Genomic DNA, 9,412 nt, shown 5'->3' on the forward strand with positions numbered 1-9,412 from the left:
ACGTCCGTCCCAGCCCCGCCCGGAGGAGCCATGACCACGACCGACGGCCTCGTCGCCCGCAGCTCGGACCGCCTGCGCGCCCTGTGGCGCGAGGACCGGCCGGCGTACGCGCTGTGGAGCTGCCTCGCCGACCCCGTGGTCGCCGAGCTGCTCGCCGCCGGGCCGTTCGACACGGTCGTCGTCGACCTGCAGCACGGCCTCGCGACCGCGAGCGAGCTGCCCGGGATGCTCCAGGCGATGCGCGCCGCGGGCCTCGCGCCCGCGGTGCGCGTCGGGTGGAAGGACCCGGCGACGATCATGCGCGCGGTCGACACGGGCGCGAGCGTCGTCATCGTGCCGATGGTCGACTCCGCCGCCGACGCCGCGCTCGCCGCGGCCGCGTGCCGCTTCCCTCCGAGCGGCGCCCGCTCGTGGGGACCGATGTGGGGGGACGTGCGCGCGGACGGCGCGCTCCCGCCGGCCACGCAGGACGCGGGCGTCCTGTGCCTCGTCATGGTCGAGACCCGCGCGGGCGTCGAGGCGCTCGACGAGATCGTCGCCACCCCCGGGGTCGACGGCGTCTTCGTCGGGCCCAACGACCTCGCCCTCGGCTGCGGCTACGGCCGGTCGACCTACCGCGACGAGCCCGAGGTCGACGCGCTGCTGCAGCGGGTCGTCGATGCGTGCCGCGACGCGGGCAAGGTCGCGGGGCTCTTCTGCTCCGACGTCGAGATGGCGCGGCACTGGGCGGGCCGCGGCGCGCGCCTACTCAGCGCGGCGGTGGACACCTCGCTGCTCCGGCGCGGGATGGCTGAGGCGTGGGCCGCGGCGAGCGCCCCGATTGCGGGCGCCGCGGGCGCGTGATCGAGTCGGCGAGGACCGGCGCGCGACCGCGCCGGCGGGCACCGACCGCAGGAGGCGCACCATGAGCGAGGACGTCAGCACCCCCATCCCCGACGAGCCCGGCCAGGACCCGGACGCGCCCCTCGCCGAGCCTGTGACCGACGGCTACGGGCTCTCGGGCACCCCGGACTCGGGCTACGACCTCGGCTCCGAGGCGCCCGCCGAGGGCAGCTCCCGGGAGACGGTCGCGCCGGGCGAGCGCCAGGGCGACGCGCGCACCGAGCCCGACGCCGGCGCGACGTCGGGCGCGGTCGGCCCCGACGGCGAGCCCGCCGAGGGCGGGCCGGTCGAGTAGGGCGCGCGCGACGCGGCGGCGGCACCGCCCGGGTGCCGCCGCCGTCAGCCGGCGTCGGCCGGCGTCGACGCCGTCAGGCGGTGTACCGCATGGCGCCCGGCCAGAGGCCCGGCTCGGCCGAACCGTAGTCGACGGTCTCGATGACGCGGCCGTCGACGTCGTGCACCGCGTGCCGGCACGCGAGGTCGATCGCGATGTGGCGCCCCTCGGCGACGGCGGTCGTGCGGTTCGGGCACGCGGTGCCCTGCTGGAGCCCGTCGACCTTGTTCCGCCAGGCCGAGCTCTCGTAGACGGTGTGTACCTGGACCACGGCTACCTCCCGGTGCTACGAGTCCCGCCGCCCCCGGATCTGGAGAGCGCCGTCACTCACCCGGCCATGATGACAAGGCCCGTGCCCGTCGGCCACCGGGACGAAGGTCCTGACCTGGGCCGATGGTCATGGTGTGAGCGGTTGCACGAAGATCGTCCGCGTCCCTGGGCGCGTGCTACCGGCGCCGGCCACGCCTCGACGACCCGCCGCGGGCTCGGGCGCTGCCGCGACGCGCGGAGGGCTGCGGCGCTCCCGAGCGGCCCTGGGCCGCGCCACCCGCCGCCGGCCCCCGGGGCGTCCGGCCGGCGTCCCGCGCACTCTCGTCGGGCGTCGCGGCGCCGCCCACCCCTCCTCGCGAGCTGTGGGCCGTCCGGCCGCGCACGACGCCGACCCACTCCTCGACGAGCGAGGTCGTGCGGTCCGCGGGCCACACGAGCGCGATCTGCGTGTGGTCGACGTCGACCACCGGTCGGTGCGTGACGTCCTTGCGGTGGTGCAGCCGCGCGACCGACATCGGCACGACCAGCACGCCGAGCCCCGCCGCGACGAGCTCGACGGCGTCCGCGGCCGTCGCCGCGGGAGGCGGCGGGCGCAGGGGAGCGGTCCGCGCGGCCGCGGCGGCGTCGCGCCACTGCGGGACGTCGTCGGGGTCCTGCACCAGGTCCTCGTCGACGAGGTCGGCCACCGTGACCTCGTCGAAGAGCGCGACCGGGTGGTCGCGCGGCACGACGACGACGGCCACCTCGGTCCACAGCGGGATGACGTGCAGGCCCTCGGTGTCGACGGGCAGCCGGACGAACGCGACGTCGGCGGTGCCCGCGCGGAGCGCCTCGACGTGGCCGCCGTCGCGCGGCACCACCTCGAGCGGGACGTCCTGGCGCTCGGCCCACACCCGCGACCACGAGCCGACGTTGACGCCCGGCGCGATCGCGACGCGGAACGAGCTCCGGCCGGGCACCGGCTCGGGTGCGAGCGGGTCGGGGGAGACCGGCTCGGGGGAGACCGGCTCGGGGGACGCCGGTACCGAGGACACCGCGTCAGGCTAGCCCCCCGCGCCGGGTTAGCCTCTCCGGCGTGACGACCGACCCCCGCCGCCGCCCCGCGCTCACCGCGTGCAGCCTGTGCGCGGGCGAGACGCTCGAGGGCGTGGACCGGCTCGAGGGCGGCCAGGCGGCGCGCCTGCGCCGGCTCGAGGCGCGCGGCGTCGCGCCGGTGACGTGGGTCGAGTGCCTCGACGAGTGCGAGCGGGGCGACGTCGTCGTCGCCCGGCCGAGCCGCGCCGCGCGCGCCGCGGGGCACGGGCCCGTGTGGTTCGAGCGCCTCGCGGGCGACGACCCCACGGCGCGGCTCGAGGAGTGGCTCGTGGACGGCGGCCCGGGCGCCGACCTCCCGGACGCGCTGGGGGCCCTGCGGCTCGAGCGCGGCGGGACGCCGGTCCCGGGCGACCCGGACTGACGGCGCCGCCCCAGCCCGTCCCCTGGCGCGCGAATCGATTCGCGTTACGGTGCCTGCATGAGTGCACCCCGCGTCCTGTTCATCGGCGGCAGCGGCATCATCAGCTCCGCGAGCACCCGCCTGGCCGTCGAGCGCGGCCTCGACCTGCACGTGCTCAACCGCGGCGAGAGCACCACCCGCCCGCTGCCCGACGGCGTGACCCGCCTGCGCGCGGACATCCGCCGCCCGGAGACCGTGCGCGAGGCGCTCGGCGACCTCGAGTTCGACGCCGTCGTGGACTGGGTCGCCTTCACGCCCGAGCACGTGCAGACGGACATCGACCTCTTCACGGGCCGGACGGGCCAGTACGTCTTCATCTCGTCAGCCTCGGCGTACCAGACGCCGCCGTCGCGCCTGCCGGTCGTCGAGTCGACGCCGCTGCGCAACCCGCACTGGGAGTACTCGCGCAACAAGATCGCGTGCGAGGACCTCCTGGTGCGCGCCTACCGCGACGACGCCTTCCCGGCCACCGTCGTTCGGCCGTCGCACACCTACGACAAGACGCTCATCCCGCTCGACGGCGGCTGGACCGCCCTCGAGCGCATGCGCCAGGGCAAGGAGGTCGTCGTCCACGGCGACGGCTCGTCGCTCTGGACGCTCACGCACCACGCCGACTTCGCCACCGGCCTCGTGCCGCTGCTCGGCCACCCGCGGACCCTCGGCGAGGCCTTCCACATCACGTCCGACGACGTCCTCACGTGGGACCAGATCACCCACACGCTGGCGCGCGCCGCGGGCACGACGGCCCGCATCGTCCACGTCCCGTCGGACGCGATCGCCGCCGAGGACCCGGAGTGGGGCGCGGGCCTGCTCGGCGACAAGACGCACTCCATGGTGTTCGACACGAGCAAGCTGCGCTCGGTCGTGCCGGACTTCCGCCCGACGATCACGTTCGAGCAGGGCGCGCGCGAGATCGTCGGCTGGTACGACGAGGACCCCGCGCGGCGCGTCGTCGACGCGCGCCTCGACGCGCTCATGGACCGTCTCGTCGAGCGCTTCCGCGTGGGCTGACCGCGTGAGCCTCACGCCGCCCGCCGTGACGGGCGGGGCGTACGCCCACCTGGGCCGGTTCAGCGACTGGGTCGCCGCGTCGCCCGCACCCGTGGCGCGCGCGCAGCGGCGCGAGCCGTCGGCGCTCCGCCCGCTCGTGCACGGGGCGCTCGCCGTCCCGGCCGACCCGGGCGAGGAGCAGCCGGCCGACGTGCGGTCCGGCCGGCGGTGGACGCGGGACGGCGTCGCGGGCGAGGAGCTCTCGTGGTCCGTGGGCCACGGCCCGCGCACGCACGCCTGGCTCCTGCGGCCGGCGGGCGTCGAGGGCGCGCTCCCCGGGGTGCTCGCGCTCCACGGCCACGACGGCTACAAGCACGCCGGCAAGGAGAAGGTCGCGGACGGCCCCCACGGCCCGACCCCCGTCCTCGCCGCGCTGCGCGCGGGCCTCTACGGCGGCCGCGCGCTCGCCGACGACCTCGCGCGCGCGGGCCTCGCGGTGCTCGTGCACGACGCGTTCACGTGGGGGAGCCGCCGGTTCGAGCTCGAGGAGATGCCCGAGCGCCTCGTCGCGGCCGGCCGCGCGACGTCGTCCGCGCCCTCGCCCGACGACGTCCCCGGCGAGGTCCCCGCCGACGTCGCGCTCTACAACGCCGCCGCGTGGCACCACGAGCACCTCGTCGAGAAGTACTGCCGGCTGCTCGGGACGACGTTCGCCGCCCAGGTCGCGCGCGAGGACCGCGTCGCGCTCGCGGTGCTGCGGGGGCGGCCGGACGTCGCCGACGCCGTCGGGTGCGTCGGGCTGTCGGGCGGCGGGGCACGCTCGGTCCTCCTGCGGGCGACCGCGCGGGTGGAGGCGGCCGTCGTCGTCGGGATGATGAGCACCTACGCCGCGCTCCTGGACCACAGCGTCGTCGACCACACGTGGATGCTGTTCCCGGACCGGCTGGCGCCCGCGGTGGACTGGCCGGACGTCGCGGCGAGCGGCGCCCCCGCGCCGCTCCTCGTCCAGTGGACGACGGACGACGCGCTGTTCCCCGTCGAGGGTGCGCGCGCGGCGGACCGGCGCCTGCGCGAGGTCTACGCCGGGGCCGGTGCCCCGGACGCCTACGTCGGCCGCGAGCACCCCGGCCCGCACTGGTTCGGCCCCGCCATGCAGGACGAGGCGACCGCCTGGCTGCGGGAGCGGCTCGCGCCCTGACGCGGCGGGGTGGTGGTCAGCCGTTCGCGCCCGCGTGCTCCTCGCCGCGGTCGGGGAGGCGCAGCATGCCGCGCTGCGGGACGAGCTCGTGCTGGAGCGCCATCGCGGCCGCACCGATCGCGGCCGCCGTCGTCGCGACGGGCGAGATCCGCACGGTCACGGAGTGGGTCGAGCGGGAGAAGAACGAGCGGTCGAGCTCGTCCTGGATCGCGGGCAGGTAGACCGACCCGGCGATCGCGAAGCTCGGGCCCGTGAGCACGACGAGGTCGAGGTCCATGACGTTCGCGAGCGTCCGCGTCGCGACCGCGACGTAGCGCGCGGAGCGGTCGAGGAGCGCCCGCGCGCCGTCGTGCCCGCGCAGCGCCGCGCGGGCCACCGCGGCGAACTGCGCCGCGGCCGTCGAGCGCGCCGGGGTGCGGCGCCGGTCGAGGCCGGCGGCCGACGCGACCGCGGGGTCGGCGCGCGCCGCGGCGACGACGGCCGCGGGTCCGGCGAGCGCCTCGGTGCAGCCGCGGCTGCCGCACCAGCACTCGGGCCCGTCGAGGTCGAGGCAGATGTGGCCGATCTCGCCGGCGTTGCCGCTCACGCCCTCGTAGGCGCCGCCGTTGACGATGAGGCCCGCGCCGAGGCCGGTGCCCATGTAGACGGTCGCGAACGTCGCGCGCGCCCCCGCGCGCCCCGACCAGTGCTCGCCGAGCGCGGCCGCCGTCGCGTCGTTGTCGAGCAGCACCGGCACGCCGACGGCCTCCTCGAGGGCGCGGTCGAGCGGGAAGTCCTCCCACTGCCGCATCGACGGCGGCGTGACGCGCATGCCGCTCGCGGGCGCGAGCGGCCCGGGGGCGACGAGGCCGAGGCCGCTGACGCGTGCCGGGTCGACGCCCGCGCTCGCGAGCAGCGCGGCGACCTCGCGTGCCATGCGGTCGACGACGTCGGGCGGGTCCTGGACGCCCGCGCCCGCGCGGGACATCTGCGCGACGACGCCGCCGCCCAGCGTGGTGAGGACGTAGACGATGCCGCCGTGGTCGAGGTGGACGCCGACGGCGTAGCGCGCGGTGTGGTTGAGCTCGAGCAGGACCCGCGGCTTGCCGCCGGTGGACTCGGCGCGGCCGGTCTCGACCACGAGGCCGTCGTCGATGAGCCGGCGCACGAGGGTCGAGATCGTCGCGCCCGTGAGCCCCGTCTCCTCGATGAGGCCGGCGCGGCTGATCGTCCCCGCCGCGCGGATGACGTCGATGACCGCCGCCTGGGTGCTCACGTGCGGCAGGGCGCGCGCCGCACCCATGATGCGCGCCACGGCCCCTCCGTCCCGGCGGGTCCGCCGGGGCCGCGCCGCGACCAGGGTAGTGGGCGTCTACCCTTCCTCCGTGGCATCCGGAGCGATCGGCCTCGTCCTGGCCCGGCCGACCCGCCTGCTCGCGGTCGAGCCGTTCTTCATGGAGCTCATCGCGGGGCTCGAGGAGACCTTCGTCGAGCGCGACCTCTCGATCCTGCTCCACGTCGTGCCCGACGCCGAGCAGGAGCTCGCGACCTACCGGCGGTGGGCCGCGGGCGCCGTCGTCGACGCCGTGGTCGTGATGAACCTCGTCGTGGACGACCCGAGACCCGCGCTGCTCGAGGGGCTCGGCGTGCCGACCGTCGTCGTCGGCGCGCTCGACGCGCCCGGCGCCGGTCGAGCCCCCGTGGTGCGCACCGACCACGAGGCGCCGGTGCGCGAGGTCGTGCAGCGGCTCGCGGCGCTCGGCCACCGGCGCGTCGCGCGCGTGACGGGCCCCGCCGCGCTGCTGCACACGGTCCACCGCACGCGCACGCTGCACGAGGCCGCGGAGGCGCTCGGGGTCACCGCGACGGTCGCCGAGGGTGACTACACCGAGCGCTCGGGCGCGGACGTCACCCGGCGGCTGCTCCAGGGCGTCCACCCGCCCACGGCGATCGTCTACGACAACGACGTCATGGCGCTCGGCGGGCTCGCGGCGGCCGCCGAGCTCGGCGTCGACGTCCCGGAGGACCTCAGCGTGGTCGCGTGGGACGACTCGACGCTCTGCCGGCTCGCCACGCCGCCGCTCACGGTCATGGCGGTGGACGTGCACCGGTACGGCTGCATCGTCGCGGCCGCCGTGCTCGAGCTGCTCGACGGACGCCCGGCGACGCCGCGCTCCTCCCCGCCCGCCCGGTGGCTCGAGCGCGCGAGCACGGGACCTGCGCCGCGCGCCTGACGCGGCGCCCGGGTGCGTCCGGCCCGCGGGGCCCGGACGATGGCCACGGAGGAATAGCCCGCGACGCCTTGCGGTTCAGCCGGTGAATGGTTGAAGATTGAACAACCCAGGCAGGCAGGAGCGCACGATGTCGACCCAGAGCACGACACCCGCAGCCGCACCGCAGATGCAGTTCGGCATCTTCTCGGTCAGCGACATCACGACGGACCCCACCACGGGCCGCACCCCGAGCGAGGCCGAGCGGCTCCAGGCCGTCGTCGCCATCGCGAAGAAGGCGGAGGAGGTCGGTCTCGACGTCTTCGCGCTCGGCGAGCACCACAACCCGCCGTTCTTCTCGTCGTCCCCCACGACGACGCTCGCCTTCGTCGCGGCGCAGACCGAGCGCCTGCTGCTGTCCACGGCCACGACGCTCATCACCACGAACGACCCGGTGAAGATCGCCGAGGACTACGCGATGCTCCAGCACCTCGCCGGCGGCCGCGTCGACCTCATGATGGGTCGCGGCAACACCGGCCCGGTCTACCCGTGGTTCGGCCAGGACATCCGCAACGGCATCGCGCTCGCGGTCGAGAACTACGCGCTGCTGCACCGCCTGTGGCGGGAGGACGTCGTCGACTGGGAGGGCCGCTTCCGGACCCCGCTCCAGTCGTTCACGTCGACGCCCCGCCCGCTCGACGGCGTGCCGCCCTTCGTGTGGCACGGCTCGATCCGCTCGCCGCAGATCGCCGAGCAGGCCGCCTACTACGGCGACGGCTTCTTCCACAACAACATCTTCTGGCCCATGTCCCACACGAAGCAGATGGTCGCCCTCTACCGGCAGCGCTTCGAGCACTACGGCCACGGTGCCGCGGACCAGGCGATCGTCGGGCTCGGCGGCCAGGTGTTCATGCGCGCCAGCAGCCAGGACGCCAAGCGCGAGTTCCGGCCGTACTTCGACAACGCCCCCGTCTACGGGCACGGCCCGTCGATGGAGGAGTTCACGGCGGAGACGCCGCTCACGGTGGGCAGCCCGCAGGAGGTCATCGACCGCTACGCCGCGATGCGCGACCACGTCGGCGACTACCAGCGCCAGCTCTTCCTCGTCGACCACGCGGGCCTGCCGCTCGGGACGGTCCTCGACCAGCTCGAGCTGCTCGGCGGCGAGGTCGTGCCGGTCCTGCGCAAGGAGCTCGCCGTCGGGCGACCGGCGCACGTGCCCGACGCGCCCACCCACGCGGCGCGGGTCGCGGCCGCGGGCGGCTCGCGCGACGCCACGGTGCACGCCCCGGGCGACGACGTCACGGGCGCCTCGCCCGAGCCGGTGGAGGTGACCCGATGACGCGCCGGATCGCGGTCGTCTCGGGCGGCCTCGGCCAGCCGTCGACGACGCGTCTGCTCGCGGACCGCATGTCCGCGGCGGTCGAGCGCGCGCTGCGCGCCGAGGGCCAGGACGTCACGGTCGACGTCGTCGACCTGCGCGAGCACGCGCAGGACCTCACGACGATGCTGCTCACGGGCTTCCCGTCCGCGGCGCTCAAGGCCGCGCTCGACACCGTGGCCACCGCCGACGGTCTGATCGCCGTGACGCCGATCTTCTCGGGCTCGTACTCGGGCCTGTTCAAGACCTTCTTCGACGTGCTGGACGACGGCGCGCTCGACGGGATGCCCGTCCTCGCGGGCGCGACGGCGGGCACGGCCCGGCACTCGCTCGCCATCGACCACGCCATCCGCCCGCTGCTCACCTACCTGCACGCCTTCGTCGTCCCGACGGGCGTGTTCGGCGCGACGGAGGACTTCGGCCGTTCCGCCGGCTCGACGAGCGAGGACGCCGTGCCCCTGGGGGCGCGGATCGACCGCGGTGCCCGCGAGCTGGCGGGCCTCGTCGCCGCGCGTCCCCCGCGCGGCGCGGCCCCGGCGGACCCGTTCGCCCTCACGGTCGACTTCGAGGACCTCCTGCGCGGCTGACAGCCGCCCCGACCCGCCGCCCCCCGCCGAGGTCGCTGGTTCGCGCCGAGGTCGCTGGTAGGAACCAGCGACACGGGCGCGAACCA

Annotated in this window: 11 protein-coding genes; 8 read left to right on the forward strand and 3 right to left on the reverse strand. The window is 76.2% G+C overall.

Features of this window, described 5'->3' with window-relative positions; genetic code table 11:
- The first annotated feature begins 30 nt into the window (after positions 1-30).
- Both JIG38_RS17990 and JIG38_RS17995 read left to right on the forward strand, forming a co-directional pair.
- A complete protein-coding gene (locus tag JIG38_RS17990) occupies positions 31-843 on the forward strand; it encodes an HpcH/HpaI aldolase family protein (RefSeq protein ID WP_199425091.1) in 813 nt (270 codons plus the stop codon).
- A gap of 61 nt (positions 844-904) precedes the next feature.
- Positions 905-1,177 carry a hypothetical protein gene (locus tag JIG38_RS17995; protein WP_199425092.1) on the forward strand — a complete coding sequence of 91 codons (273 nt, stop codon included), beginning with the start codon at positions 905-907 and terminating at the stop codon, positions 1,175-1,177.
- A 73-nt stretch (positions 1,178-1,250) separates the two neighbouring features.
- Here JIG38_RS17995 and JIG38_RS18000 read toward each other — a convergent pair whose 3' ends face one another.
- Both JIG38_RS18000 and JIG38_RS18005 read right to left on the reverse strand, forming a co-directional pair.
- Entirely contained in the window at positions 1,251-1,487 is a 237-nt protein-coding gene (locus tag JIG38_RS18000; RefSeq protein WP_199425093.1) for a hypothetical protein, read from the reverse strand.
- 175 nt (positions 1,488-1,662) lie between these two features.
- Positions 1,663-2,520 carry a LysR family substrate-binding domain-containing protein gene (locus JIG38_RS18005; protein ID WP_307845017.1) on the reverse strand — a complete coding sequence of 286 codons (858 nt, stop codon included), beginning with the start codon at positions 2,518-2,520 and terminating at the stop codon, positions 1,663-1,665.
- 41 nt (positions 2,521-2,561) lie between these two features.
- Between JIG38_RS18005 and JIG38_RS18010 the strand changes: the two genes are divergently transcribed.
- The 3 genes from JIG38_RS18010 to JIG38_RS18020 are packed head-to-tail and all read left to right on the forward strand — an operon-like array spanning position 2,562 to position 5,169.
- Positions 2,562-2,942: a hypothetical protein gene (locus tag JIG38_RS18010; protein WP_199425094.1), complete on the forward strand. Its 381-nt coding sequence runs from the start codon at positions 2,562-2,564 to the stop codon at positions 2,940-2,942.
- Positions 2,943-2,999: 57 nt separating this feature from the next.
- A complete protein-coding gene (locus JIG38_RS18015) occupies positions 3,000-3,992 on the forward strand; it encodes an SDR family oxidoreductase (RefSeq protein ID WP_199425095.1) in 993 nt (330 codons plus the stop codon).
- Between the two features lie 4 nt (positions 3,993-3,996).
- Positions 3,997-5,169 carry a dienelactone hydrolase family protein gene (locus tag JIG38_RS18020; protein ID WP_199425096.1) on the forward strand — a complete coding sequence of 391 codons (1,173 nt, stop codon included), beginning with the start codon at positions 3,997-3,999 and terminating at the stop codon, positions 5,167-5,169.
- A 16-nt stretch (positions 5,170-5,185) separates the two neighbouring features.
- Here JIG38_RS18020 and JIG38_RS18025 read toward each other — a convergent pair whose 3' ends face one another.
- Positions 5,186-6,463, reverse strand: coding sequence for an ROK family transcriptional regulator (locus tag JIG38_RS18025; protein ID WP_307845018.1), 1,278 nt, complete (start codon positions 6,461-6,463; stop codon positions 5,186-5,188).
- A 70-nt stretch (positions 6,464-6,533) separates the two neighbouring features.
- Between JIG38_RS18025 and JIG38_RS18030 the strand changes: the two genes are divergently transcribed.
- The 3 genes from JIG38_RS18030 to JIG38_RS18040 all read left to right on the forward strand — a co-directional run bounded on the left by JIG38_RS18030 (position 6,534) and on the right by JIG38_RS18040 (position 9,326).
- On the forward strand, positions 6,534-7,382 hold the full coding sequence (locus JIG38_RS18030) for a LacI family DNA-binding transcriptional regulator (RefSeq protein ID WP_307845019.1): 849 nt from the start codon (positions 6,534-6,536) through the stop codon (positions 7,380-7,382).
- A gap of 127 nt (positions 7,383-7,509) precedes the next feature.
- Positions 7,510-8,700, forward strand: a complete 1,191-nt coding sequence (locus JIG38_RS18035) for an LLM class flavin-dependent oxidoreductase (RefSeq protein WP_372419986.1) — start codon at positions 7,510-7,512, stop codon at positions 8,698-8,700.
- Positions 8,697-9,326 (forward strand): FMN reductase, encoded by a 630-nt coding sequence (locus JIG38_RS18040; RefSeq protein ID WP_199425097.1) that lies wholly within the window; start codon positions 8,697-8,699, stop codon positions 9,324-9,326. Before JIG38_RS18035 ends, JIG38_RS18040 begins: the two co-directional genes overlap by 4 nt.
- The last annotated feature ends 86 nt before the right edge of the window (positions 9,327-9,412 follow it).

It is taken from the genome of Actinotalea solisilvae, from assembly GCF_016464425.1.
Classification (GTDB): domain Bacteria; phylum Actinomycetota; class Actinomycetes; order Actinomycetales; family Cellulomonadaceae; genus Actinotalea; species Actinotalea solisilvae.